Source organism: Rahnella sp. ATs2 (assembly GCF_051851855.1).
In the GTDB taxonomy this organism is placed as follows: Bacteria; Pseudomonadota; Gammaproteobacteria; order Enterobacterales; family Enterobacteriaceae; genus Rahnella; species Rahnella variigena.
In genome coordinates this window covers 1-23,955 of sequence record NZ_JBLYPL010000034.1, presented here as the reverse complement: position 1 = coordinate 23,955, position 23,955 = coordinate 1, and the positions used below count along the sequence as shown (strand labels likewise).

At 49.0% G+C, this 23,955-nt stretch carries 41 protein-coding genes; 35 read left to right on the top strand and 6 right to left on the bottom strand.

Annotated features, from left to right (window positions below; all coding sequences use genetic code 11):
* Positions 1-22 precede the first annotated feature (22 nt).
* From rplC to ACJY2G_RS24050, 30 genes are all read left to right on the top strand, one after another.
* Complete coding sequence (rplC, locus tag ACJY2G_RS24195; protein ID WP_013573687.1) at positions 23-652, top strand: 50S ribosomal protein L3; 630 nt, start codon at positions 23-25, stop codon at positions 650-652.
* Positions 653-668: 16 nt separating this feature from the next.
* Positions 669-1,274 (top strand): 50S ribosomal protein L4, encoded by a 606-nt coding sequence (gene rplD, locus ACJY2G_RS24190; RefSeq protein ID WP_013573688.1) that lies wholly within the window; start codon positions 669-671, stop codon positions 1,272-1,274.
* A complete protein-coding gene (gene rplW, locus ACJY2G_RS24185; RefSeq protein WP_013573689.1) occupies positions 1,271-1,573 on the top strand; it encodes a 50S ribosomal protein L23 in 303 nt (100 codons plus the stop codon). Before rplD ends, rplW begins: the two co-directional genes overlap by 4 nt.
* Before the next feature lie 18 nt (positions 1,574-1,591).
* Positions 1,592-2,416, top strand: coding sequence for a 50S ribosomal protein L2 (rplB, locus tag ACJY2G_RS24180; protein WP_112288137.1), 825 nt, complete (start codon positions 1,592-1,594; stop codon positions 2,414-2,416).
* A gap of 14 nt (positions 2,417-2,430) precedes the next feature.
* Positions 2,431-2,709, top strand: coding sequence for a 30S ribosomal protein S19 (rpsS, locus tag ACJY2G_RS24175; RefSeq protein WP_004929772.1), 279 nt, complete (start codon positions 2,431-2,433; stop codon positions 2,707-2,709).
* 14 nt (positions 2,710-2,723) lie between these two features.
* Positions 2,724-3,056 (top strand): 50S ribosomal protein L22, encoded by a 333-nt coding sequence (rplV, locus tag ACJY2G_RS24170; protein WP_004391423.1) that lies wholly within the window; start codon positions 2,724-2,726, stop codon positions 3,054-3,056.
* Positions 3,057-3,073: 17 nt separating this feature from the next.
* Entirely contained in the window at positions 3,074-3,772 is a 699-nt protein-coding gene (rpsC, locus tag ACJY2G_RS24165; protein WP_013573691.1) for a 30S ribosomal protein S3, read from the top strand.
* 12 nt (positions 3,773-3,784) lie between these two features.
* Positions 3,785-4,195 (top strand): 50S ribosomal protein L16, encoded by a 411-nt coding sequence (gene rplP, locus ACJY2G_RS24160; RefSeq protein ID WP_009639183.1) that lies wholly within the window; start codon positions 3,785-3,787, stop codon positions 4,193-4,195.
* A complete protein-coding gene (gene rpmC, locus ACJY2G_RS24155; protein ID WP_013573692.1) occupies positions 4,195-4,386 on the top strand; it encodes a 50S ribosomal protein L29 in 192 nt (63 codons plus the stop codon). The genes rplP and rpmC overlap by 1 nt, the downstream gene beginning before the upstream one ends.
* Positions 4,386-4,640 carry a 30S ribosomal protein S17 gene (gene rpsQ, locus ACJY2G_RS24150; RefSeq protein WP_014333604.1) on the top strand — a complete coding sequence of 85 codons (255 nt, stop codon included), beginning with the start codon at positions 4,386-4,388 and terminating at the stop codon, positions 4,638-4,640. The genes rpmC and rpsQ overlap by 1 nt, the downstream gene beginning before the upstream one ends.
* Before the next feature lie 170 nt (positions 4,641-4,810).
* A complete protein-coding gene (gene rplN, locus ACJY2G_RS24145; protein ID WP_008457164.1) occupies positions 4,811-5,182 on the top strand; it encodes a 50S ribosomal protein L14 in 372 nt (123 codons plus the stop codon).
* Between the two features lie 10 nt (positions 5,183-5,192).
* Positions 5,193-5,507, top strand: a complete 315-nt coding sequence (gene rplX, locus ACJY2G_RS24140) for a 50S ribosomal protein L24 (RefSeq protein ID WP_095923752.1) — start codon at positions 5,193-5,195, stop codon at positions 5,505-5,507.
* Between the two features lie 14 nt (positions 5,508-5,521).
* Positions 5,522-6,061: a 50S ribosomal protein L5 gene (gene rplE, locus ACJY2G_RS24135; protein WP_013573695.1), complete on the top strand. Its 540-nt coding sequence runs from the start codon at positions 5,522-5,524 to the stop codon at positions 6,059-6,061.
* A gap of 13 nt (positions 6,062-6,074) precedes the next feature.
* Positions 6,075-6,380 carry a 30S ribosomal protein S14 gene (gene rpsN, locus ACJY2G_RS24130; RefSeq protein WP_013573696.1) on the top strand — a complete coding sequence of 102 codons (306 nt, stop codon included), beginning with the start codon at positions 6,075-6,077 and terminating at the stop codon, positions 6,378-6,380.
* 33 nt (positions 6,381-6,413) lie between these two features.
* Positions 6,414-6,806, top strand: a complete 393-nt coding sequence (gene rpsH, locus ACJY2G_RS24125; RefSeq protein ID WP_013573697.1) for a 30S ribosomal protein S8 — start codon at positions 6,414-6,416, stop codon at positions 6,804-6,806.
* Positions 6,807-6,819: 13 nt separating this feature from the next.
* The gene (rplF, locus tag ACJY2G_RS24120) at positions 6,820-7,353 is read left to right on the top strand and encodes a 50S ribosomal protein L6 (RefSeq protein ID WP_112288138.1); all 534 of its coding nucleotides are present in this window, start codon (positions 6,820-6,822) and stop codon (positions 7,351-7,353) included.
* A gap of 9 nt (positions 7,354-7,362) precedes the next feature.
* Positions 7,363-7,716: a 50S ribosomal protein L18 gene (rplR, locus tag ACJY2G_RS24115; protein WP_013573699.1), complete on the top strand. Its 354-nt coding sequence runs from the start codon at positions 7,363-7,365 to the stop codon at positions 7,714-7,716.
* A 14-nt stretch (positions 7,717-7,730) separates the two neighbouring features.
* On the top strand, positions 7,731-8,231 hold the full coding sequence (rpsE, locus tag ACJY2G_RS24110; protein ID WP_013573700.1) for a 30S ribosomal protein S5: 501 nt from the start codon (positions 7,731-7,733) through the stop codon (positions 8,229-8,231).
* 6 nt (positions 8,232-8,237) lie between these two features.
* Entirely contained in the window at positions 8,238-8,417 is a 180-nt protein-coding gene (gene rpmD, locus ACJY2G_RS24105; protein ID WP_013573701.1) for a 50S ribosomal protein L30, read from the top strand.
* Positions 8,418-8,420: 3 nt separating this feature from the next.
* Positions 8,421-8,855: a 50S ribosomal protein L15 gene (rplO, locus tag ACJY2G_RS24100; protein WP_013573702.1), complete on the top strand. Its 435-nt coding sequence runs from the start codon at positions 8,421-8,423 to the stop codon at positions 8,853-8,855.
* Between the two features lie 7 nt (positions 8,856-8,862).
* Complete coding sequence (gene secY, locus ACJY2G_RS24095; RefSeq protein WP_013573703.1) at positions 8,863-10,194, top strand: preprotein translocase subunit SecY; 1,332 nt, start codon at positions 8,863-8,865, stop codon at positions 10,192-10,194.
* A gap of 33 nt (positions 10,195-10,227) precedes the next feature.
* Positions 10,228-10,344, top strand: coding sequence for a 50S ribosomal protein L36 (rpmJ, locus tag ACJY2G_RS24090; protein WP_002227352.1), 117 nt, complete (start codon positions 10,228-10,230; stop codon positions 10,342-10,344).
* 148 nt (positions 10,345-10,492) lie between these two features.
* Entirely contained in the window at positions 10,493-10,849 is a 357-nt protein-coding gene (gene rpsM, locus ACJY2G_RS24085; RefSeq protein ID WP_013573704.1) for a 30S ribosomal protein S13, read from the top strand.
* 17 nt (positions 10,850-10,866) lie between these two features.
* Positions 10,867-11,256: a 30S ribosomal protein S11 gene (gene rpsK / locus ACJY2G_RS24080; RefSeq protein WP_004929731.1), complete on the top strand. Its 390-nt coding sequence runs from the start codon at positions 10,867-10,869 to the stop codon at positions 11,254-11,256.
* A gap of 30 nt (positions 11,257-11,286) precedes the next feature.
* Positions 11,287-11,907, top strand: a complete 621-nt coding sequence (rpsD, locus tag ACJY2G_RS24075) for a 30S ribosomal protein S4 (protein ID WP_112288139.1) — start codon at positions 11,287-11,289, stop codon at positions 11,905-11,907.
* A 25-nt stretch (positions 11,908-11,932) separates the two neighbouring features.
* Positions 11,933-12,922, top strand: coding sequence for a DNA-directed RNA polymerase subunit alpha (locus ACJY2G_RS24070; RefSeq protein ID WP_002919219.1), 990 nt, complete (start codon positions 11,933-11,935; stop codon positions 12,920-12,922).
* 40 nt (positions 12,923-12,962) lie between these two features.
* Entirely contained in the window at positions 12,963-13,352 is a 390-nt protein-coding gene (gene rplQ, locus ACJY2G_RS24065) for a 50S ribosomal protein L17 (protein WP_013573706.1), read from the top strand.
* A gap of 169 nt (positions 13,353-13,521) precedes the next feature.
* A complete protein-coding gene (locus ACJY2G_RS24060) occupies positions 13,522-13,890 on the top strand; it encodes a DUF1992 domain-containing protein (RefSeq protein WP_430320936.1) in 369 nt (122 codons plus the stop codon).
* Position 13,891: 1 nt separating this feature from the next.
* The gene (gene zntR / locus ACJY2G_RS24055) at positions 13,892-14,308 is read left to right on the top strand and encodes a Zn(2+)-responsive transcriptional regulator (RefSeq protein WP_430320937.1); all 417 of its coding nucleotides are present in this window, start codon (positions 13,892-13,894) and stop codon (positions 14,306-14,308) included.
* A 98-nt stretch (positions 14,309-14,406) separates the two neighbouring features.
* Complete coding sequence (locus ACJY2G_RS24050; RefSeq protein ID WP_112288142.1) at positions 14,407-14,607, top strand: alternative ribosome-rescue factor A; 201 nt, start codon at positions 14,407-14,409, stop codon at positions 14,605-14,607.
* Between the two features lie 34 nt (positions 14,608-14,641).
* Here ACJY2G_RS24050 and mscL read toward each other — a convergent pair whose 3' ends face one another.
* The 5 genes from mscL to def all read right to left on the bottom strand — a co-directional run bounded on the left by mscL (position 14,642) and on the right by def (position 19,461).
* Positions 14,642-15,058, bottom strand: coding sequence for a large-conductance mechanosensitive channel protein MscL (gene mscL, locus ACJY2G_RS24045; protein ID WP_112288143.1), 417 nt, complete (start codon positions 15,056-15,058; stop codon positions 14,642-14,644).
* A gap of 127 nt (positions 15,059-15,185) precedes the next feature.
* Positions 15,186-16,562: a Trk system potassium transporter TrkA gene (gene trkA, locus ACJY2G_RS24040; protein ID WP_112288144.1), complete on the bottom strand. Its 1,377-nt coding sequence runs from the start codon at positions 16,560-16,562 to the stop codon at positions 15,186-15,188.
* Positions 16,563-16,622: 60 nt separating this feature from the next.
* Positions 16,623-17,912, bottom strand: a complete 1,290-nt coding sequence (gene rsmB, locus ACJY2G_RS24035) for a 16S rRNA (cytosine(967)-C(5))-methyltransferase RsmB (RefSeq protein WP_430320938.1) — start codon at positions 17,910-17,912, stop codon at positions 16,623-16,625.
* A gap of 75 nt (positions 17,913-17,987) precedes the next feature.
* Positions 17,988-18,947 carry a methionyl-tRNA formyltransferase gene (gene fmt, locus ACJY2G_RS24030; RefSeq protein ID WP_198659689.1) on the bottom strand — a complete coding sequence of 320 codons (960 nt, stop codon included), beginning with the start codon at positions 18,945-18,947 and terminating at the stop codon, positions 17,988-17,990.
* A 1-nt stretch (position 18,948) separates the two neighbouring features.
* On the bottom strand, positions 18,949-19,461 hold the full coding sequence (gene def / locus ACJY2G_RS24025) for a peptide deformylase (protein ID WP_112288147.1): 513 nt from the start codon (positions 19,459-19,461) through the stop codon (positions 18,949-18,951).
* Between the two features lie 128 nt (positions 19,462-19,589).
* Here def and dprA point away from each other — a divergent pair, with 128 nt between their 5' ends.
* From dprA to aroE, 5 genes are read left to right on the top strand one after another with little or no spacing between them, the layout of a single operon-like run.
* On the top strand, positions 19,590-20,759 hold the full coding sequence (dprA, locus tag ACJY2G_RS24020; RefSeq protein WP_120163960.1) for a DNA-protecting protein DprA: 1,170 nt from the start codon (positions 19,590-19,592) through the stop codon (positions 20,757-20,759).
* The gene (locus ACJY2G_RS24015; protein ID WP_112288149.1) at positions 20,731-21,204 is read left to right on the top strand and encodes a DUF494 family protein; all 474 of its coding nucleotides are present in this window, start codon (positions 20,731-20,733) and stop codon (positions 21,202-21,204) included. The genes dprA and ACJY2G_RS24015 overlap by 29 nt, the downstream gene beginning before the upstream one ends.
* 24 nt (positions 21,205-21,228) lie before the next feature.
* On the top strand, positions 21,229-21,789 hold the full coding sequence (locus ACJY2G_RS24010; protein ID WP_112288150.1) for a DNA topoisomerase family protein: 561 nt from the start codon (positions 21,229-21,231) through the stop codon (positions 21,787-21,789).
* Positions 21,782-22,351 (top strand): L-threonylcarbamoyladenylate synthase type 1 TsaC, encoded by a 570-nt coding sequence (gene tsaC / locus ACJY2G_RS24005; protein ID WP_430320939.1) that lies wholly within the window; start codon positions 21,782-21,784, stop codon positions 22,349-22,351. Before ACJY2G_RS24010 ends, tsaC begins: the two co-directional genes overlap by 8 nt.
* An 8-nt stretch (positions 22,352-22,359) precedes the next feature.
* Complete coding sequence (gene aroE / locus ACJY2G_RS24000; RefSeq protein WP_167459613.1) at positions 22,360-23,181, top strand: shikimate dehydrogenase; 822 nt, start codon at positions 22,360-22,362, stop codon at positions 23,179-23,181.
* A gap of 50 nt (positions 23,182-23,231) precedes the next feature.
* Here the strand turns inward: aroE and ACJY2G_RS23995 are convergent, their stop codons facing one another.
* Positions 23,232-23,774, bottom strand: a complete 543-nt coding sequence (locus tag ACJY2G_RS23995) for a gamma carbonic anhydrase family protein (RefSeq protein WP_120163957.1) — start codon at positions 23,772-23,774, stop codon at positions 23,232-23,234.
* Positions 23,775-23,955 lie beyond the last annotated feature (181 nt).

Below are 23,955 nucleotides of genomic sequence, written 5' to 3'. Positions count from 1 at the left end.
GAGCGATTGAGAGGTTGAAACAATGATTGGTTTAGTCGGTAAGAAAGTGGGTATGACTCGTATCTTCACTGAAGATGGCGTTTCTATCCCTGTAACCGTTATCGAAATTGAAGCAAACCGCGTTACTCAGGTCAAAGACCTGGACAACGACGGTTACCGCGCTGTGCAAGTTACTACTGGTAGCAAAAAAGCTAACCGTGTAACCAAACCAGAAGCGGGTCACTTCGCTAAAGCTGGCGTAGAAGCTGGCCGCGGTCTGTGGGAATTCCGCCTTGCAGAAGGTGAAGAGTTCACTGCAGGTCAGAACATTAGCGTTGAAATTTTCGCAGACGTTAAGAAAGTTGATGTTACCGGTACTTCTAAAGGTAAAGGTTTTGCTGGCACAGTTAAGCGCTGGAATTTCCGTACCCAAGACGCTACCCACGGTAACTCCTTGTCTCACCGTGTTCCGGGTTCTATCGGTCAGAACCAGACTCCGGGCAAAGTGTTCAAAGGCAAGAAAATGGCAGGCCAACTGGGTAACGAGCGTGTAACCGTTCAAAGCCTGGACGTAGTACGTGTTGACGCTGAGCGCAACCTGCTGCTGGTCAAGGGTGCTGTTCCGGGTGCAACCGGTGGCAACCTGATCGTTAAACCTGCTGTTAAGGCTTAACGTCGAGGAGATAGGAATGGAATTAGTAGTGAAAGACGCGCAGAGCGCGCTGACTGTTTCCGAAACTACCTTCGGGCGTGATTTCAATGAAGCGCTGGTACACCAGGTCGTTGTTGCTTATGCAGCAGGTGCCCGTCAAGGTACTCGCGCTCAGAAGACCCGTGCTGAAGTAACCGGTTCCGGTAAAAAACCTTGGCGTCAGAAAGGTACTGGCCGTGCGCGTTCAGGTTCTGTAAAGAGCCCGATCTGGCGTTCCGGTGGTGTAACCTTCGCTGCAAAGCCACAGGACCACAGTCAAAAAGTAAATAAAAAGATGTACCGCGGCGCGCTGAAAAGCATCCTGTCCGAACTGGTACGTCAAGATCGTTTGATCGTTGTCGAGACGTTCTCTGTAGAAGCGCCTAAAACTAAGCTGCTGGCACAGAAACTGAAAGACATGGCTCTGGAAGACGTGCTGATTGTAACTGGCGAAGTCGACGAGAATCTGTTCCTGGCCGCACGTAACCTGTACAAAGTTGACGTTCGTGATGTAGCAGGTATCGATCCAGTAAGCCTGATCGCCTTCGACAAAGTAGTTATGACTGCTGACGCTGTGAAGCAAGTTGAGGAGATGCTGGCATGATTCGTGAAGAACGTCTGCTGAAAGTGCTGCGCGCGCCGCACGTTTCTGAAAAAGCGTCTACTGCGATGGAAAAGAACAACACCATCGTTCTCAAAGTTGCCAAAGACGCGACTAAAGCGGAAATCAAAGCTGCGGTTTCGAAACTGTTTGAAGTCGAAGTCGAAGATGTGAACACCTTGCTGGTTAAAGGCAAAGTTAAACGTCACGGTCAGCGTGTTGGTCGTCGTAGCGACTGGAAAAAAGCTTACGTAACCCTGAAAGAAGGCCAGAATCTGGACTTCATCAGCGGCGCTGAGTAAGTCGGAGGAGTAAGAACAATGGCAATTGTTAAATGTAAACCTACATCTCCGGGTCGTCGCCACGTTGTTAAAGTGGTTAACCCTGAGCTGCACAAGGGTAAACCTTATGCTCCGCTGCTTGAAAAACTGAGCAAAAGCGGTGGCCGTAACAACAATGGCCGTATCACCACCCGTCATATCGGTGGTGGCCACAAACAGCATTATCGTCTGGTTGACTTCAAACGCAACAAAGATGGTATCGCTGCAGTGGTTGAGCGTCTGGAGTACGATCCGAACCGTTCCGCGAACATCGCGCTGGTTCTGTACAAAGACGGCGAACGCCGTTACATCCTGGCGCCGAAAGGCCTGAAAGTGGGTGACCAGATCCAATCTGGCGTTGATGCTGCAATCAAGACAGGTAACACCCTGCCTATGCGCAACATCCCAGTAGGTTCAACGGTTCACAACGTAGAAATGAAACCAGGTAAAGGCGGCCAAATGGCTCGTTCTGCTGGTGCCTACGTTCAGATCGTTGCTCGTGACGGTTCCTACGTAACTCTGCGTCTGCGCTCTGGCGAAATGCGTAAAGTTCAGATCGATTGCCGCGCCACCTTAGGTGAAGTCGGTAACTCTGAACACATGCTTCGCGTTCTGGGTAAAGCAGGTGCTGCTCGTTGGCGTGGTATTCGTCCTACCGTTCGCGGTACTGCGATGAACCCAGTCGATCACCCACACGGTGGTGGTGAAGGTCGTAACTTTGGTAAGCACCCGGTAACTCCGTGGGGCGTTCAAACCAAAGGTAAGAAGACCCGTAGCAACAAGCGTACTGATAAATTCATTGTACGTCGCCGTAGCAAAAAATAATTAGAGGATAAGCCATGCCACGTTCTCTCAAGAAAGGTCCTTTTATTGACCTGCACTTGCTGAAGAAGGTAGAGAAAGCGGTGGAAAGCGGTGACAAGAAGCCTTTGCGCACTTGGTCCCGTCGTTCAACGATCTTTCCTAACATGATCGGTTTGACCATCGCTGTCCATAATGGTCGTCAGCACGTACCAGTATTTGTTTCCGATGAAATGGTCGGTCACAAACTGGGTGAATTCGCGCCGACTCGTACTTATCGCGGCCATGCGGCTGATAAAAAAGCTAAAAAGCGCTAAGGTAGGAGGAAGAGATGGAAACTATCGCTAAACATCGCCACGCTCGTTCTTCTGCTCAGAAGGTTCGCCTTGTTGCTGACCTGATTCGCGGTAAGAAAGTGTCGCAAGCTCTGGAAACTCTGGCCTACACCAACAAGAAAGCTGCTGGTCTGGTTAAGAAGGTACTAGAGTCTGCCATTGCTAACGCAGAACACAACGATGGCGCTGACATCGATGATCTGAAAGTCACGAAGATTTTCGTAGACGAAGGCCCAAGCATGAAGCGCATTATGCCGCGTGCTAAAGGTCGTGCAGATCGCATTCTGAAGCGCACCAGCCACATTACTGTGGTTGTGTCCGATCGCTGAGACTCTGGAGACTAGCAATGGGTCAGAAAGTACATCCTAATGGTATTCGACTGGGTATTGTCAAACCTTGGAACTCTACTTGGTATGCAAATACCAAAGATTTCGCTGACAACCTGGACGGCGACTTTAAAGTTCGTCAGTTCCTGACTAAGGAATTGGCGAAAGCTTCCGTTTCTCGCATCGTTATCGAGCGTCCAGCGAAGAGCATCCGTGTGACTATTCACACTGCTCGTCCTGGCATCGTTATCGGCAAGAAAGGTGAAGATGTCGAAAAACTGCGTAAGGTCGTAGCGGATATCGCTGGCGTTCCTGCGCAGATTAACATCGCCGAAGTCCGTAAACCGGAACTGGACGCAAAATTGGTTGCTGACAGCATCACTTCACAGCTGGAACGTCGTGTTATGTTCCGTCGTGCTATGAAGCGTGCTGTACAGAACGCAATGCGTCTTGGCGCTAAAGGTATCAAAGTTGAAGTAAGCGGCCGTCTTGGCGGTGCTGAAATCGCGCGTACCGAATGGTACCGTGAAGGTCGTGTTCCGTTGCATACTCTGCGTGCGGATATCGATTACAACACATCTGAAGCGCACACCACTTACGGTGTAATCGGCGTTAAGGTATGGATCTTCAAAGGTGAGATCCTGGGTGGTATGGCTGCAGTTGAACAACCGGAACCGGCTGCTCAACCTAAAAAGCAGCAGCGTAAAGGCCGCAAGTAAGGAGAGTCGCTGATGTTACAACCAAAGCGTACAAAATTCCGTAAGGTGCACAAGGGCCGCAACCGTGGTCTTGCGCAAGGTACGGATGTGAGCTTCGGCACTTACGGTCTGAAAGCTGTTGGCCGTGGTCGTCTGACTGCTCGTCAAATTGAAGCAGCACGTCGTGCGATGACCCGTGCAGTTAAGCGTCAAGGTAAGATTTGGATCCGAGTATTCCCGGACAAACCGATCACCGAGAAACCGCTCGAAGTTCGTATGGGTAAAGGTAAAGGCAACGTAGAGTATTGGGTTGCTTTGATCCAGCCTGGTAAAGTCCTGTACGAAATGGACGGTGTGCCTGAAGAGCTGGCTCGTGAAGCCTTCCAGCTGGCAGCAGCCAAACTGCCTATCAAAACCACCTTTGTAACTAAGACGGTGATGTAATGAAAGCACAAGAGCTGCGCGAAAAAAGCGTGGAAGAGCTGAACACTGAGTTGCTGAACCTTTTGCGTGAGCAGTTTAACCTGCGCATGCAAACGGCAAGCGGTCAGTTGCAGCAAACACACCTGTTGAAGCAAGTGCGTCGTGATGTTGCACGTGTGAAAACTTTACTGACTGAAAAGGCGGGTGCGTAATGACTGACAAGATCCGTACTCTGCAGGGTCGTGTAATCAGTGACAAAATGGAAAAATCCATTGTTGTTGCGATTGAACGCGTGGTGAAACACCCGATTTACGGTAAGTTCATCAAACGTACGACCAAATTGCACGTACATGACGAGAACAATGAATGTGGTATCGGCGACGTTGTGGAAATCAGCGAATGCCGTCCACTGTCTAAGACTAAGTCTTGGACCTTGGTTCGCGTTGTAGAGAAAGCGATTCTGTAATACAGTAGCGCCTCTCGAAAATAGGTAAACGGCTCATGTACGTGGGCCGTTTATTTTTTCTACCCATAATCGGGAACCGGTGTTATAATGCCGCGCCCTCATATTGTGGGGATTTCTTAACGACCTATCCTGGGTCCTAAAGTTGTAGTTGACATTAGCGGAGCACTAACATGATCCAAGAACAGACTATGCTGACCGTGGCCGACAACTCCGGTGCACGTCGCGTAATGTGTATCAAGGTTCTAGGTGGCTCGCACCGTCGCTACGCAGGCGTCGGCGACATCATCAAAATTACCATCAAGGAAGCAATTCCTCGCGGTAAGGTGAAGAAAGGCGATGTGCTGAAGGCGGTAGTGGTGCGCACCAAGAAGGGTGTTCGTCGCCCGGACGGTTCTGTCATTCGCTTCGATGGTAATGCATGCGTTATTTTAAACAATAACAGCGAGCAGCCAATCGGCACGCGTATTTTTGGGCCGGTAACTCGTGAACTGCGTAATGAGAAGTTCATGAAAATTATCTCTCTGGCACCAGAAGTACTCTAAGGAGCGAACCATGGCAGCGAAAATCCGTCGCGATGACGAAGTTATCCTGCTTACCGGTAAAGATAAAGGTAAGCGCGGTAAAGTAAAAAATGTCCTGTCTTCTGGCAAGGTCATTGTTGAAGGTATCAACCTGGTTAAAAAACATCAGAAGCCTGTACCGGCCCTGAACCAACCAGGTGGCATCGTTGAAAAAGAAGCTGCAATTCCGGTTTCTAACGTTGCGCTCTTCAACACGGCTACTGGCAAGGCGGACCGTGTAGGCTTTAGATTCGAAGACGGCAAAAAAGTCCGTTTCTTCAAATCTAACAGCGAAACTATCAAGTAATTTGGAGTAGTACGATGGCGAAACTGCATGATTACTACAAAGACGATGTCGTAAAAAAACTCATGGCTGAGTTTGGTTACAATTCTGTCATGCAAGTCCCTCGGGTCGAGAAGATCACCCTGAACATGGGTGTTGGTGAAGCGATCGCTGACAAGAAACTGCTGGATAACGCAGCAGCTGACCTGGCAGCAATCTCCGGTCAAAAACCGCTGATCACCAAAGCACGCAAATCAGTTGCAGGCTTCAAAATCCGTCAGGGCTATCCGATCGGCTGTAAAGTAACCCTCCGCGGCGAACGCATGTGGGAGTTCTTTGAGCGTCTGGTCTCCATTGCTGTACCACGTATTCGTGACTTCCGCGGCTTGTCTGCTAAGTCTTTCGATGGTCGTGGTAACTACAGCATGGGCGTGCGTGAACAGATCATCTTCCCGGAAATCGATTATGATAAAGTCGATCGCGTTCGTGGTTTAGATATTACTATCACCACTACTGCGAAATCCGATGATGAAGGCCGTGCGTTGCTGACAGCCTTTAACTTCCCGTTCCGCAAGTAAGGCAGGGTTACTAATGGCTAAGCAATCCATGAAAGCACGCGAAGTCGTTCGCGTAAAACTGGCTGATAAATACCGCGCTAAACGCGAGGAATTGAAAGCTATTATCTCTGGTGTGAACTCATCCGACGAAGATCGTTGGGATGCAGTTCTTAAGCTGCAGTCTCTGCCGCGTGATTCCAGCCCGTCTCGTCAGCGTAACCGCTGCCGTCAAACTGGTCGTCCGCATGCTTTCCTGCGGAAGTTCGGGTTGAGCCGTATTAAGGTCCGTGAAGCCGCTATGCGCGGTGAAATTCCGGGTCTTAAGAAGGCTAGCTGGTAATTGTCACCAATTGAATCACGGGAGTAAAGACAGATGAGCATGCAAGATCCGATCGCGGATATGCTGACCCGTATCCGTAACGGTCAAGCCGCGAACAAAGTTGCGGTCACCATGCCTTCCTCCAAGCTGAAAGTGGCTATTGCCAACGTGCTGAAGGAAGAAGGCTATATTGAAGAATTTAAAATCGAAGGCGACGCCAAACCTGAACTGGAATTAGTACTGAAGTACTTCCAGGGCAAGGCAGTGGTAGAAAGCATTCAACGTATCAGCCGTCCAGGTCTGCGCATCTATAAGAAAAAAGATGAGCTGCCAAAAGTTATGGCCGGTATGGGTATCGCTGTTATTTCTACCTCTAAAGGTGTTATGACCGATCGTGCAGCTCGCCAGGCTGGTCTTGGTGGCGAGATTATCTGCTACGTAGCTTAATTGGGAGGAAAGAATGTCTCGTGTTGCAAAAGCACCCGTCGTCATTCCTGCCGGCGTAGAGGTAAAACTCAACGGTCAGGTTATTTCGATTAAGGGTAAAAACGGCGAGCTGTCACGTACTATCCATGACGCTGTTGTAGTTAAGCAGGAAGAAAATGCACTGACTTTCGCTCCACGCGAAGGCGCTGCAGACGGTTGGGCCCAAGCGGGTACCACTCGTGCACTGTTGAACTCTATGGTTGTAGGTGTTACCGACGGCTTCACTAAAAAGCTTCAACTGGTAGGTGTTGGTTATCGTGCTGCTGTTAAAGGCAACGTGGTGAATTTAGCCTTAGGCTTCTCTCACCCGGTCGATCACCAACTGCCGGAAGGCATTACTGCAGAATGTCCGACCCAAACCGAAATCGTGCTGAAAGGCGCTGATAAACAGGTTATCGGTCAGGTTGCTGCGGATTTACGTGCCTACCGTCGTCCTGAGCCTTATAAAGGCAAGGGTGTCCGTTACGCCGACGAAGTCGTGCGTACCAAAGAGGCTAAGAAGAAGTAAGGTAACACTATGGATAAGAAATCTGCTCGTATCCGTCGTGCGACCCGCGCACGCCGCAAGCTCAAAGAATTGGGTGCGACTCGTCTGGTGGTACATCGTACCCCGCGTCATATTTACGCACAGGTCATCGCACCAAACGGTTCTGAAGTAATAGTTGCTGCATCTACTGTAGAAAAAACTATCACTGAGCAACTGAAGTATACCGGCAACAAAGATGCTGCCACTGCTGTAGGTAAAGCTATCGCAGAACGCGCATTGGAAAAAGGGATCACGAAAGTATCCTTTGACCGTTCCGGTTTCCAATATCATGGTCGAGTCCAGGCACTGGCAGATGCTGCCCGTGAAGCTGGCCTTCAGTTCTAAGGAAGAGGTTTAAGATGGCTCACATCGAAAAACAAGCTGGCGAACTGCAGGAAAAGCTGATCGCGGTAAACCGCGTATCTAAAACCGTAAAAGGTGGCCGTATCTTCAGCTTTACCGCACTGACAGTAGTTGGTGATGGTAACGGTCGCGTTGGTTTTGGCTACGGCAAAGCACGCGAAGTTCCGGCAGCGATCCAGAAAGCGATGGAAAAAGCCCGTCGCAACATGATGAATGTCGCGCTGAATAGCGGCACCCTGCAGCATCCTGTTAAAGGTGCTCATACGGGTTCCCGTGTGTTCATGCAGCCGGCTTCCGAAGGTACCGGTATTATCGCCGGTGGTGCAATGCGCGCCGTCCTGGAAGTTGCAGGGGTTCATAACGTATTGGCTAAGGCTTATGGTTCCACCAACCCGATCAACGTGGTTCGTGCAACTATCGATGCTTTGGCAAATATGAAATCCCCACAAATGGTCGCTGCCAAGCGTGGTAAATCCGTTGAAGAAATTCTGGGGTAATTAACCATGGCAAAGACTATTAAAGTTACACAAACTCGCAGTTCCATTGGCCGTCTGCCGAAGCATAAAGCTACTCTGCTGGGCCTGGGTCTGCGTCGTATTGGTCACACCGTTGAGCGCGAGGATACTCCTGCTGTACGCGGTATGATCAACCTGGTTTCCTACATGGTTAAGGTTGAGGAGTAAGAGATGCGTTTAAATACTCTGTCTCCGGCTGATGGTGCCAAACAAGCGCCAAGGCGTGTAGGTCGTGGTATTGGTTCTGGCCTGGGTAAAACCGGCGGTCGTGGTCACAAAGGTCAGAACTCACGTTCTGGTGGTGGCGTACGTCGTGGTTTTGAAGGTGGTCAGATGCCTTTATATCGTCGTTTGCCGAAATTCGGCTTCACCTCCCGCAAAGCTATGATCACGGCAGAAGTTCGTCTGTCTGAACTGGCTCTGGTGGAAGGCGACGTGATCGACCTGAACGCGCTGAAAGCCGCTAACGTAGTTGGTATCCAGATCGAGTTCGCGAAAGTAATCCTTTCTGGCGAAGTTGGTCGTGCGGTAACTCTGCGTGGTTTGCGTGTCACCAAAGGCGCTCGTGTTGCTATCGAAGCTGCTGGCGGTAAAATTGAGGAATAAGTAGCAGATGGCTAAGCAACCGGGATTAGATTTTCAAAGTGCCAAGGGTGGACTAGGCGAACTGAAGCGCAGACTTTTGTTTGTTATCGGTGCGCTGATTGTTTTCCGTATCGGCTCTTTTATTCCGATCCCTGGTATTGATGCCACTGTACTTGCCAAATTGCTCGAGCAGCAAAGAGGTACCATCATTGAAATGTTTAACATGTTCTCTGGTGGTGCCCTTAGCCGTGCTTCAATCTTTGCTCTGGGGATCATGCCGTACATTTCGGCATCGATCATTATCCAGTTGTTAACGGTGGTTCATCCAGCGTTAGCAGAAATTAAGAAAGAAGGGGAGGCTGGCCGTCGTAAGATTAGTCAGTACACCCGTTACGGTACGCTGGTATTGGCAGTGTTTCAGTCGATCGGTATTGCTACCGGTCTACCGAACATGCCTGGTATGCAGGGCCTGGTGTTAAATCCAGGCTTTGCGTTCTACTTTACCGCAGTTGTGAGCTTAGTGACTGGGACAATGTTCCTGATGTGGCTGGGTGAGCAGATTACTGAACGAGGTATCGGTAACGGTATTTCAATCATAATTTTTGCTGGTATCGTAGCGGGTCTTCCGCCGGCGATTGCACATACTATTGAACAAGCTCGGCAAGGCGACCTGCACTTCCTCCTGTTGCTGTTGGTTGCAGTTTTAGTGTTTGCAGTGACTTTCTTTGTGGTGTTTGTTGAACGTGGTCAACGTCGTATCGTCGTTAACTATGCTAAACGCCAACAAGGTCGTCGTGTCTATGCAGCACAGAGCACGCACTTACCGTTGAAAGTGAATATGGCCGGGGTTATCCCAGCAATCTTCGCTTCCAGCATTATTCTGTTCCCTGCCACGATTGCATCATGGTTTGGGGGCGGGACTGGTTGGAACTGGCTGACAACGATTTCGCTGTATTTGCAGCCTGGGCAACCGCTTTATGTGTTACTCTATGCGACTGCAATCATCTTCTTCTGTTTCTTTTATACTGCGTTGGTGTTCAACCCGCGTGAGACAGCAGATAACCTGAAGAAGTCCGGTGCATTTGTACCAGGAATTCGTCCGGGAGAGCAAACGGCGAAGTACATCGATAAAGTAATGACTCGTTTAACCTTAATCGGTGCGATGTATATTACTTTCATCTGCCTTATCCCGGAGTTCATGCGTGACGCGATGAAAGTTCCATTCTACTTTGGTGGTACTTCTCTACTGATCGTAGTCGTCGTTATCATGGACTTTATGGCTCAAGTGCAAACTCTGATGATGTCAAGTCAGTACGAGTCTGCATTGAAGAAAGCAAACCTGAAAGGCTATAACCGCTAATCTGGTGAGTTTGCGAAGTTACGGAGAGTAAAAATGAAAGTTCGTGCTTCCGTCAAGAAATTATGTCGTAACTGCAAAATTGTTAAGCGTAACGGTGTCGTTCGCGTAATCTGCAGTGCAGAACCGAAGCATAAACAGCGTCAAGGCTGATTATCTCGCATATTTTTCTTGCAAAGTTGGGTTGAGCTGGCTAGATTAGCCAGCCAATCTTTTGTATGTAAGCAGCAATACTATTTGAGTATCCTGAAAACGGGCTTTTCAGAATGGTGTTGCCGTATATAAATAGTAGGAGTGCATAGTGGCCCGTATAGCAGGCATTAACATTCCTGATCAGAAACATACCGTGATCGCATTAACTTCGATCTACGGCATCGGTAAAACCCGCTCACAGTCTATCTGTGCTGCATCCGGTATTGCTGAAAATGTTAAGATCAGTGAGCTGTCTGAAGAGCAAATCGAAAAACTGCGTGACGAAGTTGCCAAGTTCATTGTTGAAGGTGATCTGCGTCGTGAAGTCACCCTGAGCATCAAGCGTCTTATGGACCTTGGGACTTATCGTGGTTTGCGTCATCGTCGTGGTCTTCCAGTACGCGGTCAGCGTACCAAGACTAACGCACGTACCCGTAAGGGTCCGCGTAAACCGATCAAGAAATAATCGGGGTGATTGAATAAATGGCAAAGGCACCTGTTCGTACACGTAAACGTGTAAGAAAACAAGTCTCTGACGGCGTGGCTCATATCCATGCTTCTTTCAACAACACCATTGTTACCATTACCGATCGTCAGGGTAATGCTTTGGGTTGGGCAACAGCTGGTGGTTCCGGTTTCCGTGGTTCTCGTAAATCCACTCCGTTCGCAGCTCAGGTTGCAGCAGAGCGCTGCGCTGACGCAGTGAAAGAATACGGTATCAAGAATCTGGAAGTTATGGTTAAAGGACCTGGTCCTGGTCGTGAGTCTACTATCCGCGCATTAAACGCGGCTGGTTTCCGCATCACTAATATTACTGATGTGACTCCTATCCCTCATAACGGTTGTCGTCCGCCGAAAAAGCGTCGCGTATAACGCTGCTTTTAGGTTTGTTGGAGAGAGAAAATGGCAAGATATTTGGGTCCTAAGCTCAAGCTTAGCCGTCGTGAGGGCACAGATTTATTCCTTAAATCTGGCGTTCGCGCGATCGATACCAAGTGTAAAATTGAACAAGCTCCTGGTCAGCATGGTGCGCGTAAACCGCGTCTGTCTGACTATGGTGTGCAGTTACGTGAAAAGCAAAAAGTTCGCCGTACTTACGGTGTTCTGGAGCGCCAGTTCCGTAACTATTACAAAGAAGCAGCACGCCTGAAAGGCAACACCGGTGAAAACCTGTTGCAACTGCTTGAAGGTCGTTTGGACAACGTCGTTTATCGTATGGGCTTCGGCGCTACTCGTGCGGAATCGCGCCAGTTAGTTAGCCACAAAGCTATCATCGTAAACGGTCGCGTTGTTAACATCGCTTCTTATCAGGTATCTCCGAATGACGTTGTCAGCATCCGTGAGAAAGCTAAAAAGCAATCTCGCGTGAAGGCCGCTTTGGAGTTGGCTGAACAGCGTGAAAAGCCGACTTGGCTTGAAGTTGATGCTGCTAAGATGGAAGGTGTGTTCAAGCGTATGCCTGAACGTACTGATCTGTCTTCCGACATTAACGAACACCTGATCGTCGAGCTTTACTCCAAGTAAAGCTTAGTACCAAAGAGAGGACACAATGCAGGGTTCTGTGACAGAGTTTCTAAAACCGCGCCTGGTAGATATCGAGCAAGTCAGTTCGACGCACGCCAAGGTGACCCTTGAGCCTTTAGAACGTGGCTTTGGCCATACTTTAGGCAACGCACTGCGCCGTATTCTGCTTTCATCCATGCCGGGTTGCGCGGTGACCGAGGTTGAGATTGATGGTGTACTGCATGAGTACAGCACCAAAGAAGGCGTACAGGAAGATATCCTGGAGATCCTGCTCAACCTGAAAGGGCTGGCGGTGAGAGTTCAAGGTAAAGATGAAGTTATTCTTACCCTGAATAAGTCTGGCATTGGCCCTGTGACTGCAGCCGACATTACCCATGATGGTGATGTCGAAATCGTCAAGCCGCAACACGTCATCTGCCACCTGACCGATGAGAACGCTGCTATCAGCATGCGTATCAAAGTTCAGCGCGGTCGTGGTTATGTGCCGGCGTCTGCCCGAATTCATTCGGAAGAAGATGAGCGCCCAATTGGTCGTCTGTTAGTAGACGCATGCTACAGCCCTGTAGAGCGAATTGCCTACAATGTTGAAGCAGCGCGTGTAGAACAGCGTACTGATTTGGACAAGCTGGTTATCGAAATGGAAACCAACGGTACGATCGATCCTGAAGAGGCGATCCGTCGTGCGGCAACCATTCTTGCTGAACAACTTGAAGCTTTCGTTGATTTACGTGATGTACGTCAACCGGAAGTCAAAGAAGAGAAGCCGGAATTCGATCCAATCCTGCTGCGCCCTGTTGACGATCTGGAATTGACTGTCCGCTCTGCTAACTGCCTTAAGGCAGAAGCAATCCACTACATCGGTGATCTGGTACAGCGTACCGAGGTTGAGTTACTTAAAACACCTAACCTGGGTAAAAAATCTCTTACTGAGATCAAAGACGTACTTGCGTCCCGTGGTTTGTCTCTGGGCATGCGCCTGGAAAACTGGCCACCAGCAAGTATTGCTGACGAGTAACCGGATCACAGGTTAAGGTTTTACTGAGAAGGATAAGGTCATGCGCCATCGTAAGAGTGGTCGTCAACTGAACCGTAACAGCAGCCACCGACAGGCTATGTTCCGTAACATGGCCGGCTCTTTGGTTCGTCATGAGATCATCAAGACGACCCTGCCGAAAGCGAAAGAGCTGCGTCGCGTTGTTGAGCCGCTGATTACTCTTGCCAAGACCGACAACGTTGCAAATCGTCGTCTGGCATTCGCCCGTACTCGTGATAACGAGATCGTGGCAAAACTGTTTAATGAACTGGGCCCGCGTTTCGCGAGCCGTGCCGGTGGTTACACTCGTATTCTTAAGTGTGGCTTCCGTGCAGGCGACAATGCGCCGATGGCATACATCGAGCTCGTTGATCGTGCAGAGTCAAAAGCAGAAGTAGCAACTGCTGAATAATCTGTAGATGCATGAAAAAACCGGGCTTATGCCCGGTTTTTTTACATCTAAAATCTGAACTACCCATCTTCTTCACTGCCGGCAGAATTGAACCTGAATTCCCACCCCGTTCGCGTTAAGCTGCAAGTATGATCTATGATGATCCTTTCCATTTTCTAAAGGTAAATTCATGCTCCTTGTCGACCAGTGGGTAGAGAAACACATCAAAGATGCTCAGGAAAAGGGGGACTTTGATAATCTGCCAGGCAACGGGCAGCCATTAAGTCTGGATGATGATAGCGCTGTACCCGAAGACCTAAGAGTCGCATTTCGCATCTTAAAAAATGCAGGCTATTTGCCACCAGCGCTTCAGGACAGAAAGGAAGCTGTCGAGTTGGAGCATTTATTACAGACGCTGGACAATGATGACCCACAATTTGCCGTTTCTGAAAAACGACTCAGAGTTCTTCAACTGCGGTTGCAGCAGGCGGGTATGAATACTGGTTTTTTGCACGGGCATTATAAAGATGCACTGCATGATAAATTCAGGGGGAAATAGTATGTACAAAATTGGTGAGCTGGCCGGATTGGCAAATGTTTCCGCTGACACTGTCCGCTACTATGAGAAGCAAGGGATGATGAGCCCTGGCACCCGCAATCCTTCGGGTTATCGCCAATACGATGATAATGATCTGCAGCGGCTTCGCTTTATCCGTTACGCTAAATCGACAGGATTTACGCTGGACGCCATCAAGGAGCTGCTATCAATTCGCATCGATCCTTTGCACCACACGTGTCAGGAATCTAAAGCAATTGTGGACGAACGACTTGCTGAGGTTGAGTTCAAGTTACAGGAATTGACTCAGATGCGCGAGTCGCTACAAAGACTGAGTGCTGCCTGCTGCGGTTCGGCGCATACCAGCGTAACTTGCTCTATTTTAGAAGCTTTAGAGGATGGTGCGGGAAAAGTTAGCTAAATGGTTTAGTCATTTTATATACCACTATCGGGCAGAAAATTTTCGCAGTATGATGTGTACGGATTTTGTCCAAAATGTATTTCACATATCGAGGATCTATGACTCAGTATAAGCATCAAAAAGGTATTATTCAGGATAATGCGTTGCAGGCTCTTCTCCATGATCCACTTTTCAAACAGCGTATTGAGAAGAATCAGAAAGGGAAAGGAAGTTATCGTCGTAAAGAGAAGAATGGGAAGGGGAGTTATCTGGAGGGCAGTGTTGAGTGTTCAGTCGAATATTCAACACTGCCCTTCTAAAATCAGTCAGAGTTTAACTGCCTGACTTTTACTTTTAGAGTTTTGGCGTCTGTTGTTCTTTCAGCAAATCACGAATTTCCGCCAGTAATGTTTCTTCTGCCGTTGGTTTTGGCGGAGCTGCAGGAGCATCTTCTTGCTTACGACGCATCTTGTTCATCAGCGTGATCGCCATGAATATCGCCAGAGCAACGATGATGAAATCAAAAACGTTCTGAATAAACACGCCGTAGTGCATAACAACGGCTGGCGTAGCGCCCTGAGCATCTCTTAGAACAAAAGCAAATTGTTTAAAATCTACCCCGCCAATCAATAACCCCAGTGGTGGCATAATAATATCGGCGACAAATGATGACACTATTTTGCCAAATGCTGCACCGATGATGACACCCACAGCAAGGTCAACCACGTTGCCACGCATGGCAAACTCACGAAACTCTTTCATAAAACTCATAAAATACTCCTTGGCAAATTCATCAAATGTGTCAAAACAAGTAAAGACCATTTGTAGAGTCTTCGCTACAAAAGTTCTTACCAGAATACTAATTAGCGGAAATTCCTATAAGCCTCTTCACATCCAATTATAAGAAGAATGGACTCGGCTGGAACAACCGCTCAACGTCTCTGACAAATTTCTTATCGGTAATGAACATAACAACGTGATCACCTTGTTGGATCCTGCTGGTACCGTTAGCAATGATCACATCGTTCCCGCGAACAATCGCACCAATGGTTGTACCTGGCGGAAGTTTGATTTGTTCGACTGTACGGCCAACTACTTTTGAGGTGGTTTCATCACCATGTGCAATGGCCTCGATGGCTTCAGCAACACCGCGGCGCAGCGAAGAAACGCTGACAATATCAGCTTTTCTGACATGCCCCAGTAATGCGGAAATTGTGGCCTGCTGCGGTGAAATCGCAATATCGATTACGCTGCCCTGAACCAAATCCACGTAAGCGCTGCGTTGGATAAGGACCATCGCTTTCTTCGCACCCATTCGCTTGGCCAGCATGGCAGACATGATGTTAGCTTCATCATCATTGGTAATGGCAATGAAAACATCAACCTGCTCAATATGCTCTTCGGCCAGAAGTTCCTGATCTGAAGCGTCCCCATAGAAGACGATAGTGTCTTGCAAAAGCTCGGCAAGCTCGGCGGCGCGCTGCTGATCGCGTTCGATAAGTTTTACGCTGTAATTTTTCTCAAGGCGTTGCGCCAAACCCGCGCCGACATTGCCACCGCCAACGATCATAATCCGCTTATAAGGTTTTTCCAGTCTCTGGAGTTCACTCATGACGGCACGGATATGCTGCGATGCCGCCACAAAGAAGACTTCATCACCTGCTTCAATGATGGTCGAACCTTGAGGACGGATCGGACGATCCTGACGGAATATTGCGGCCACTCGCGTTTCAATATGCGGCATATGTTCACGCATAGAAGAAAGCGCGTTACCGACCAGTGGTCCGCCGTAGTAGGCTTTCACAGCGGCGATACTGACCTTTCCTTCAGCAAAATTGACAACCTGAAGTGCACCAGGATACTCGATAAGTTTGTAGATATAGTCTGTGACTAATTGCTCTGGCGAGATCAGATGATCAATTGGAACGGCTTCAGGCAAGAACAGCTTTTCAGATTCGCGGATGTATTCCGTTGAGCGAATACGCGCTATACGATTAGGCGTGTTAAACAGCGAGTAGGCTATCTGGCAAGCAATCATATTGGTTTCGTCAGAATTGGTCACAGCGACCAGCATATCCGCGTCTTCAGCGCCGGCCTCACGCAATACACGCGGATGCGAGCCATGTCCCTGTACAACCCGAAGATCGAATTTATCTTGCAGTTGGCGTAACCGGACGGTATTGGTGTCGACAACGGTAATATCATTGTTTTCACCCACCAGGTTTTCGGCGAGTGTTCCGCCAACCTGCCCGGCACCGAGAATTATTATTTTCATATGACTCTCTGCTTTGCCTCAACACTGTCAGCCAGCATCAATGCTGCTGACAGGAAATGATTAACTTTTAATAAGTTTAGCGTAATAGAAACCGTCGCCATCTTCAGCATGAGGAAGATTTTGTCGTCCGGGATTTTCCAGCGTGCCAGTTTCGACCAATGTCGCATCCGGATGTGATTGCAGGAATGCGGCCACTTGCTGAGAATTTTCATCCGGTAATACTGAGCAGGTGGCATAGACTAATACGCCCTTACTTTTCAGTCTTGGCCATACAGCTTCAAGGATTTCTCTTTGAAGACCCGCGAGTTCAGCGATATCGCTGTCTCTGCGTAGCCATTTAATGTCGGGATGTCGGCGGATTACGCCGGTTGCTGAACAAGGCGCATCAAGCAAAATACGGTCAAATATACGATCACCCGCCCAAACCTGCGGCTCGCGGCCATCACCCTGTTTGACTTCGGCACTTAGTTTCAAACGTTGCAAGTTTTCATGCACACGCTTCAAACGCTGCTCGTCCACATCAACTGCCAGAACATGAGCTTTTGGTGCAGCTTCCAAAATGTGCGTGGTCTTTCCCCCCGGCGCACAGCACAAATCGAGGATCATCTCGCCATTCTGTGGATCCAGCAGATCAACGCTTCCTTGTGCCGATGCATCCTGAACGGTGACCCAACCTTCCGCAAATCTCGGAAGGAGATTGACCTGACAAGGCGTGACTAATCGCAATGCATCACGGTATTCAGTATGTGCAACGGCCTCAATCTGGGCGTCGTTAAGTAATTGCAGATACTCATCGCGGGTGTGATGCATGCGGTTTACGCGCAGCCACATAGGCGGTCTTTGGTTGTTTGCTTCTACAATACTTTCCCATTGCTCGGGATACGCTTTTTTGAGGCGGTTCAGCAACCAGCTTGGGTGAAGATAGCGACTGTCATTGTTCGCCATGCGTTGCAACAATTCTTCCTGTTGACGCTGGAACTGACGCAGAACCCCGTTGATAAGACCTTTCAACTGAGGGCGTTTCAGGGCAACGGCACCTTCGACGGTTTCTGCAAGAACGGCGTGTGCCGGAATACGGGTATGCATCAGCTGGTAAAGGCCAACCATCAGTAAATAATGCAAAGTTCTCTGCTTGCCGGTGAGCGGTTTTGCCATCAGTTGCTGCAAACACCATTCCAGCTGAGGAAGAACCCGCAAGGTACCGAAACAGAGTTCCTGAAGTAACCCACGATCTTTATCTGAGACATTTTTTTGCAAGCCAGGCAGAACGGTCGAAAGAGACAGACCTTTGTCCAACACCTGGCTAATGGCTTGAGCTGCAATACTACGGAGATTATAGGCTGTTTTCATAGTCAAAAAAGCTGACCGAAGCCAGCATTATCAGAGAGATATGGCCCGACGAGATATCGGGCGTAGTCGTAAAGGTCAGGCTAAAAGTGTGCCTTCGATAAACCATTCACGACGAGAGTTAAGCAAGTCCTGTGCGGACATCGCCTTTTTACCCGAAGGTTGTAGCTGGGTGATATTCAGAACGCCGTCAGATGTCGCGACCAGAATCCCTTTTTTGTCAGCAGAGATGATAGTTCCCGGCAATTTATCGTGTTGCGTTGCCAGACATTCAGCCTGCCAGACTTTCACGGGCTGATCATCAATCATAAAGAAGCTGACGGGCCATGGGTTAAATGCACGAATACAGCGTTCAAGTTGTTCGGCCGACAGATTCCAGTCTAAGCGGGCTTCTTCCTTGCTGAGTTTCTCAGCGTAGGTTACGTGCTCTTCGCTTTGAACTTCAGGTTTTGCTGTGCCGTTCGCCAGCTGCTGTAATGTTTCAAGCATACCCTGCGGACCCAGCTCAGCCAGCTTGTTGTAAAGCGATGCGCTGGTATCTTCCGGCAGGATGTCACATTCTACTTTGTGCAGCATATCGCCGGTATCAAGGCCGACATCCATCTGCATGATGGTGACACCCGTTTTAGCATCCCCAGCCCACAATGAACGTTGAATAGGGGCCGCGCCACGCCAGCGGGGCAGAAGAGAACCATGAACGTTAATGCAGCCCAATTTCGGCATATCGAGCACGGCTTTTGGCAGGATTAAACCATAAGCTACGACTACCATGATGTCAGCCCCGAGCGCTGAAACCAGAGACTGATTTTCTTCAGGACGCAGAGATTTTGGCTGAAAAACAGGGATGTCGTGAGTTTGAGCCAGAATCTTCACCGGACTTGCGGTCAGTTTATTACCGCGGCCTGCGGGGCGATCAGGCTGAGTAAAAACGCCTACCACCTGATGTTCTGATGATAAAAGCGCGTCAAGATGACGCGCTGCAAAGTCGGGAGTACCGGCAAATATGATTCGCAAAGCAGTGTCCTGTGTTACACGAATATTAGTCAGCCCGTGCGTTCAGCTTGGCCATTTTTTCCATCTTCTGGCGGATACGCTGACGTTTCAATGGGGACAAATAATCCACAAATAATTTACCCACCAGATGATCCATTTCATGCTGGATACAGATCGCCAGCAAGTCATCAGCTTCTAGCTCAAAGGTTTTACCGTCGCGATCAAGCGCACGCACTTTGACTTTCTCTGCACGCGGCACGAGAGCCCGTTGATCAGGGATCGACAGGCAGCCTTCTTCAATCCCTGTTTCGCCGCTTTTTTCCAGCAGTTCAGGGTTGATGAGAACCAAACGTTCGTCGCGGTTTTCAGAGACATCAATCACGATGATGCGTTGATGAATGTCTACCTGAGTCGCAGCCAGGCCGATGCCTTCTTCTGCATACATGGTTTCAAACATATCATCCACGATCTGCTGAATTTCGGCGTTAACTTCTTTGACCGGTTTTGCAGTAATGCGAAGCCGCTCGTCTGGGAAATGTAATATCTGTAATACGGACATATTTTTCTGGATCTTTATTCAAATGATTGAAGATATATAGACTCTATTCTAGACATTTCCCGCTGCGATTGACAGCATCCTCTGCCAATTGAATCAGTCGCTGAAAGGCATTAAGCAAGGAAAGCATAATGACACTACAGGAAGTGTGGGTACGTTTGTCGAGAGTTAAACGCCTTGATGCGGGTCTGGCCGAAGGGATTATCCAGTCATTATTTAACAGCGGAATTTATTCCCCCTCTGCATTAGTAAGTTGCGGGCTTTCAGAGGGACAACTCTCGGAGTTTCGACATTGTAATGCGCAATGGGTTGCAGAATCACTGAGATGGCTGGAAGGCGATCATCACCATCTGATTACTTTTGGCAGCGCTTTGTATTCGGCTTTGTTGGCCCAAATATCTTCTCCTCCATTGATTCTGTTTGTGGAAGGGGATCCTGATTTACTGTCCTCGCCTCAAATTGCGATGGTCGGGAGTCGTGAATTTACTCATTACGGCGAACAATACGCGCAGGTCTTTGCCAGCGGGCTGGTAAGTAGCGGTTTTACTGTGACGAGCGGTCTGGCTATGGGGATCGACGGAATTAGTCACCGTGCAACGCTTGCGGCGCAGGGGAAAACGATTGCTGTTCTGGGAAGCGGATTGTTAAAACGTTATCCGCCCCGGCATTCAACGCTAGCTCAGCACATTCTTGAAGCCGGAGGGGCACTGGTGTCAGAGCATTTAGTGACGGCTCCGCCGCTCGCTGCACATTTTCCCCGACGTAACAGGATAATTAGCGGATTAAGCGCTGGCGTGCTGGTCATCGAGGCAACATTACGCAGTGGTTCCCTTATCACTGCCCGTTACGCACTGGAGCAGGGAAGAGAAGTGTTCGCCCTCCCAGGCCCATTGGGCAGTGTGACATCAGAAGGCACGCACTGGCTTATTCAGCAGGGCGCTTATCTGGTGACGGAGCCTAACGATATTGCCGAGCATATTGGCAGCGGGCTGACCTGGTTTCCTGATATTCGTGCTTCAGAATCTTTTAAAAAGCCTGCAAACAAGAGTTCCGTTGCTCCACAGACGATTATTTGTGCGCAAGATAGCGAAGTTGAATTGCCATTTGCTGATGTGTTGGCTAACGTAGAATATGAGGTGACATCTGTTGACGTCGTCGCCGAACGTGCCGGCCAACCTGTGCCAGAAGTGGTAGGTAAGCTACTCGAGCTGGAGTTAGCAGGATGGATCGCAGCTGTATCCGGCGGCTATGTCCGAATTAAGAGGGCAAGCCATGTTCGACGTACTAATGTACTTATTTGAAACTTACATTCACAACGAAGCGGAGATGAATGTTGACGAGGATAGGTTAACGGATGACTTGACCGAAGCTGGTTTCCACCGGGCCGATATTCACAATGCGTTGAGTTGGCTTGAAAAACTTGCGGATATGCAAGAGGGTGGAACCCCATCTTATATGCTGGATTCCGATCCTTCAGCATTACGTATTTATACCGATGAGGAAACAAGTCGGTTAGATAGCAGTTGTCGTGGCTTTTTATTGTTCCTGGAACAGATCAAAGTACTGAACTTCGATACCAGAGAGATGGTTATCGATCGTGTTATGGCTCTGGACACTGAAGAATTCGATCTTGAGGATCTGAAGTGGGTCGTGCTGATGGTTCTCTTTAATATTCCCGGATATGAAAGTGCATATCAGCAAATGGAAGAGCTGTTGTTTGAGGTTAATGAAGGTTATCTGCATTAAGAGATAACAGGTAAAAAGTAAGATATGACAAAAGCAGCACTTTTTGCTGAGAAGCAAAATGAATCCTGTCCGGAATGCGGGGCCGATCTGGTGATCCGTAGTGGTCGCCACGGCCCCTTTCTGAGTTGTTCATCCTATCCACAATGCCAGTATATTCGTCCTCTGAAATCTCAGGCTGATGGCCATATTGTGAAAGTCCTGGATGGACAATTATGCCCTAAATGTGAGTCGACCTTAGTGCTGCGTCAGGGGCGTTACGGCATGTTTATTGGTTGTAGTCAGTATCCGGAATGTGATCACATTGAAGTGATAGATAAACCGGAAGAAACCAGCCTGGATTGCCCGCAATGTGGTAAAGGGCATTTGTTGCAGCGAAAATCACGCTTTGGCAAAGTGTTTCATGCCTGTGATCGTTACCCGGATTGTCAGTTTGCCATTAATAACAAGCCGGTGGCGGGGGAATGCGTCCATTGCCATTACCCTTTATTGATGGAAAAGAAAACGGCGCAGGGTATTAAGCTATTTTGTGCCAGTAAATTGTGCGGTAAGGCCGTAGAAATTAAAGATAACGAACAAGATGAATAAAAGCTTAGAAAACTCATTTGCCCTCGTGCTTGATGCGCTGCGTGAGCAACAAGTCGTTGCTTATCCGACTGAGGCCGTCTTTGGTCTCGGATGTGATCCGGATAGCGAACAGGCTGTCGATGCGCTTCTGGCGCTAAAAAAGCGGCCAAAAGATAAAGGTCTTATTTTGATTGCTGATAATTATCAGCAGCTTCTCCCTTATATAGATGACTCATCGCTCACTGAACAACAGCTTGCGCATATCTGCTCATTTTGGCCGGGCCCGGTAACGTGGGTCATGCCTGCGAAACCGTCAACGCCTGAATGGTTAACCGGACGCTTTACGTCGCTGGCGGTACGGGTCACTGATCATCCTCTGGTCAAAGAGCTGTGCCAAAAATTTGGTAAGCCGCTGGTATCTACCAGTGCGAATCTCAATGGCGAGCCGCCATGCCGTTTGCCCGCAGAAGTCCGGCTCCAGTTTGGGGATAATTTCCCTGTAATTGATGGCGATGTCGGCGGAAGAGAAAATCCCTCAGAAATCCGGGATGCCCTTACCGGCAACCTGATCCGTCAAGGTTAAAGGAAAAAGTGATGCCATCTTTCGCGGTATTTGGAAATCCGATCGGCCACAGTAAATCCCCTCGTATTCATGCATTGTTTGCCAGCCAGACCGGAATCGATCACACCTACGGCACTGTGCTTGCTCCGCATGAAGAGTTTGAAGAAACGCTGCGAACCTTTTTCGACGACGGAGCCCGTGGGGCAAATATCACCGTGCCTTTCAAAGAGCGCGCTTTTGCAGAATCTGATGAACTGACTGACCGCGCTGCGATGTCCGGTGCTGTGAACACCCTGAAAAAGCTCAAAGACGGCCGGTTACTCGGGGACAACACTGATGGCATTGGCATGCTGAGTGATCTTGAGCGGCTGGCGCTTTTGAAGCAAAGTGATCGGGTTTTATTGATCGGTGCCGGCGGCGCGGCGAGAGGGGTGATACTTCCTTTGCTGTCTCATGGCTGTTCAGTGGTTGTCACCAACCGGACGTTTGAACGCGCACAACATCTGAGCCATATCTTCGAAGAAAAAGGGGATATCCGGGCTATCGCATTAGCCGATCTGGCTGATGAGTCTTTCGATCTGATCATTAACGCCACGGCTTCGGGTATTAAAGGTGAGATCCCTGCGATCCCAGAAAAAGTGCTGACCGCGCAGACCCGTGTCTACGATATGTATTATCAGGCAGGTTTAACGCCTTTTCTCACCTGGGCCAAAAATAACGGGGTAACGGCTTATGCCGACGGGTTGGGAATGCTGGTGGGGCAAGCTGCCCATGCTTTCTATATGTGGCATGGTGTTATGCCAGAGATAGAGCCTGTGCTGGAGCAGTTAAAGAAAGACTTGCTGGCTTAACCAGTAATGCCTGAACAGTGTGCATTTTACTGTTCAGGCAACGCTATTCTTTATTGTTCCTGTGAACGGTAGAGATCTTTCCAGGTCACATAGTTATTCGAAGAGTATGTCAGCCCTGCAAGTTCCTCTGACGTCAGCTCGCGTATCTGTTTAACCGGACTGCCTAAATAGAGATAACCGCTTTCGAGGGTTTTTCCTGGCGGCACCAAACTGCCGGCGCCAATCATCACATCATCTTCAACGATCGCACCGTCCAACAGTATCGCTCCCATTCCTACCAGTACCCGGTTTCCGATAGTGCAACCATGCAACATAGCTTTATGGCCGACGGTCACGTCCTCTCCAATAATAAGAGGGTAGCCCTCAGGATTATGCCGCGACTGGTGAGTGACATGCAGCACGCTTCCATCCTGCACATTGGTTCTGCAGCCGATCACGACATTATTCACATCACCACGTATCACCACCAGCGGCCAGATACTGACATCATCAGCCAGATCCACATCACCAATCACCACACTGGAGGGATCAACCATGACTCTTTCTCCTAATGTTGGTGTTAATCCTTGATAAGCACGCAAAGCCTGAGACATCTGAAGCACCCCATAAGTGAGTTTTGACCTTGGCAATATAGTTCGGGTCTGAGGAAATACCAATTTCGGCTCAATCAGATCGGCGTGAAAACCAGCGGATCGAACGAGATCTCCGCGAAAGGGTTGAAAAACACGCAGTCGATCCTTTTATTGGAAAAAAGGCTTGTGCAAAAAATTCGGA

Coding starts and splice junctions, on each gene's coding strand:
- rplR (WP_013573699.1), top strand. CDS start 7,363: ATGGATAAGAAATCTGCTCGTATCCGTCGTGCGACCCGCGCACGCCGC.
- rplQ (WP_013573706.1), top strand. CDS start 12,963: ATGCGCCATCGTAAGAGTGGTCGTCAACTGAACCGTAACAGCAGCCAC.
- rplF (WP_112288138.1), top strand. CDS start 6,820: ATGTCTCGTGTTGCAAAAGCACCCGTCGTCATTCCTGCCGGCGTAGAG.
- rpmC (WP_013573692.1), top strand. CDS start 4,195: ATGAAAGCACAAGAGCTGCGCGAAAAAAGCGTGGAAGAGCTGAACACT.
- ACJY2G_RS24015 (WP_112288149.1), top strand. CDS start 20,731: ATGTTCGACGTACTAATGTACTTATTTGAAACTTACATTCACAACGAA.
- rplB (WP_112288137.1), top strand. CDS start 1,592: ATGGCAATTGTTAAATGTAAACCTACATCTCCGGGTCGTCGCCACGTT.
- ACJY2G_RS23995 (WP_120163957.1), bottom strand. CDS start 23,774: ATGTCTCAGGCTTTGCGTGCTTATCAAGGATTAACACCAACATTAGGA.
- rplC (WP_013573687.1), top strand. CDS start 23: ATGATTGGTTTAGTCGGTAAGAAAGTGGGTATGACTCGTATCTTCACT.
- dprA (WP_120163960.1), top strand. CDS start 19,590: ATGACACTACAGGAAGTGTGGGTACGTTTGTCGAGAGTTAAACGCCTT.
- rpsQ (WP_014333604.1), top strand. CDS start 4,386: ATGACTGACAAGATCCGTACTCTGCAGGGTCGTGTAATCAGTGACAAA.
- rpsK (WP_004929731.1), top strand. CDS start 10,867: ATGGCAAAGGCACCTGTTCGTACACGTAAACGTGTAAGAAAACAAGTC.
- trkA (WP_112288144.1), bottom strand. CDS start 16,562: ATGAAAATAATAATTCTCGGTGCCGGGCAGGTTGGCGGAACACTCGCC.
- rplP (WP_009639183.1), top strand. CDS start 3,785: ATGTTACAACCAAAGCGTACAAAATTCCGTAAGGTGCACAAGGGCCGC.
- rpsE (WP_013573700.1), top strand. CDS start 7,731: ATGGCTCACATCGAAAAACAAGCTGGCGAACTGCAGGAAAAGCTGATC.
- zntR (WP_430320937.1), top strand. CDS start 13,892: ATGTACAAAATTGGTGAGCTGGCCGGATTGGCAAATGTTTCCGCTGAC.
- rpmD (WP_013573701.1), top strand. CDS start 8,238: ATGGCAAAGACTATTAAAGTTACACAAACTCGCAGTTCCATTGGCCGT.
- rpsD (WP_112288139.1), top strand. CDS start 11,287: ATGGCAAGATATTTGGGTCCTAAGCTCAAGCTTAGCCGTCGTGAGGGC.
- rpsH (WP_013573697.1), top strand. CDS start 6,414: ATGAGCATGCAAGATCCGATCGCGGATATGCTGACCCGTATCCGTAAC.
- rsmB (WP_430320938.1), bottom strand. CDS start 17,912: ATGAAAACAGCCTATAATCTCCGTAGTATTGCAGCTCAAGCCATTAGC.
- rpsN (WP_013573696.1), top strand. CDS start 6,075: ATGGCTAAGCAATCCATGAAAGCACGCGAAGTCGTTCGCGTAAAACTG.
- ACJY2G_RS24060 (WP_430320936.1), top strand. CDS start 13,522: ATGCTCCTTGTCGACCAGTGGGTAGAGAAACACATCAAAGATGCTCAG.
- rpmJ (WP_002227352.1), top strand. CDS start 10,228: ATGAAAGTTCGTGCTTCCGTCAAGAAATTATGTCGTAACTGCAAAATT.
- secY (WP_013573703.1), top strand. CDS start 8,863: ATGGCTAAGCAACCGGGATTAGATTTTCAAAGTGCCAAGGGTGGACTA.
- rplE (WP_013573695.1), top strand. CDS start 5,522: ATGGCGAAACTGCATGATTACTACAAAGACGATGTCGTAAAAAAACTC.
- tsaC (WP_430320939.1), top strand. CDS start 21,782: ATGAATAAAAGCTTAGAAAACTCATTTGCCCTCGTGCTTGATGCGCTG.
- rplW (WP_013573689.1), top strand. CDS start 1,271: ATGATTCGTGAAGAACGTCTGCTGAAAGTGCTGCGCGCGCCGCACGTT.
- ACJY2G_RS24050 (WP_112288142.1), top strand. CDS start 14,407: ATGACTCAGTATAAGCATCAAAAAGGTATTATTCAGGATAATGCGTTG.
- mscL (WP_112288143.1), bottom strand. CDS start 15,058: ATGAGTTTTATGAAAGAGTTTCGTGAGTTTGCCATGCGTGGCAACGTG.
- rpsS (WP_004929772.1), top strand. CDS start 2,431: ATGCCACGTTCTCTCAAGAAAGGTCCTTTTATTGACCTGCACTTGCTG.
- rplD (WP_013573688.1), top strand. CDS start 669: ATGGAATTAGTAGTGAAAGACGCGCAGAGCGCGCTGACTGTTTCCGAA.
- rplO (WP_013573702.1), top strand. CDS start 8,421: ATGCGTTTAAATACTCTGTCTCCGGCTGATGGTGCCAAACAAGCGCCA.
- ACJY2G_RS24070 (WP_002919219.1), top strand. CDS start 11,933: ATGCAGGGTTCTGTGACAGAGTTTCTAAAACCGCGCCTGGTAGATATC.
- ACJY2G_RS24010 (WP_112288150.1), top strand. CDS start 21,229: ATGACAAAAGCAGCACTTTTTGCTGAGAAGCAAAATGAATCCTGTCCG.
- rplX (WP_095923752.1), top strand. CDS start 5,193: ATGGCAGCGAAAATCCGTCGCGATGACGAAGTTATCCTGCTTACCGGT.
- rpsC (WP_013573691.1), top strand. CDS start 3,074: ATGGGTCAGAAAGTACATCCTAATGGTATTCGACTGGGTATTGTCAAA.
- rplN (WP_008457164.1), top strand. CDS start 4,811: ATGATCCAAGAACAGACTATGCTGACCGTGGCCGACAACTCCGGTGCA.
- def (WP_112288147.1), bottom strand. CDS start 19,461: ATGTCCGTATTACAGATATTACATTTCCCAGACGAGCGGCTTCGCATT.
- rplV (WP_004391423.1), top strand. CDS start 2,724: ATGGAAACTATCGCTAAACATCGCCACGCTCGTTCTTCTGCTCAGAAG.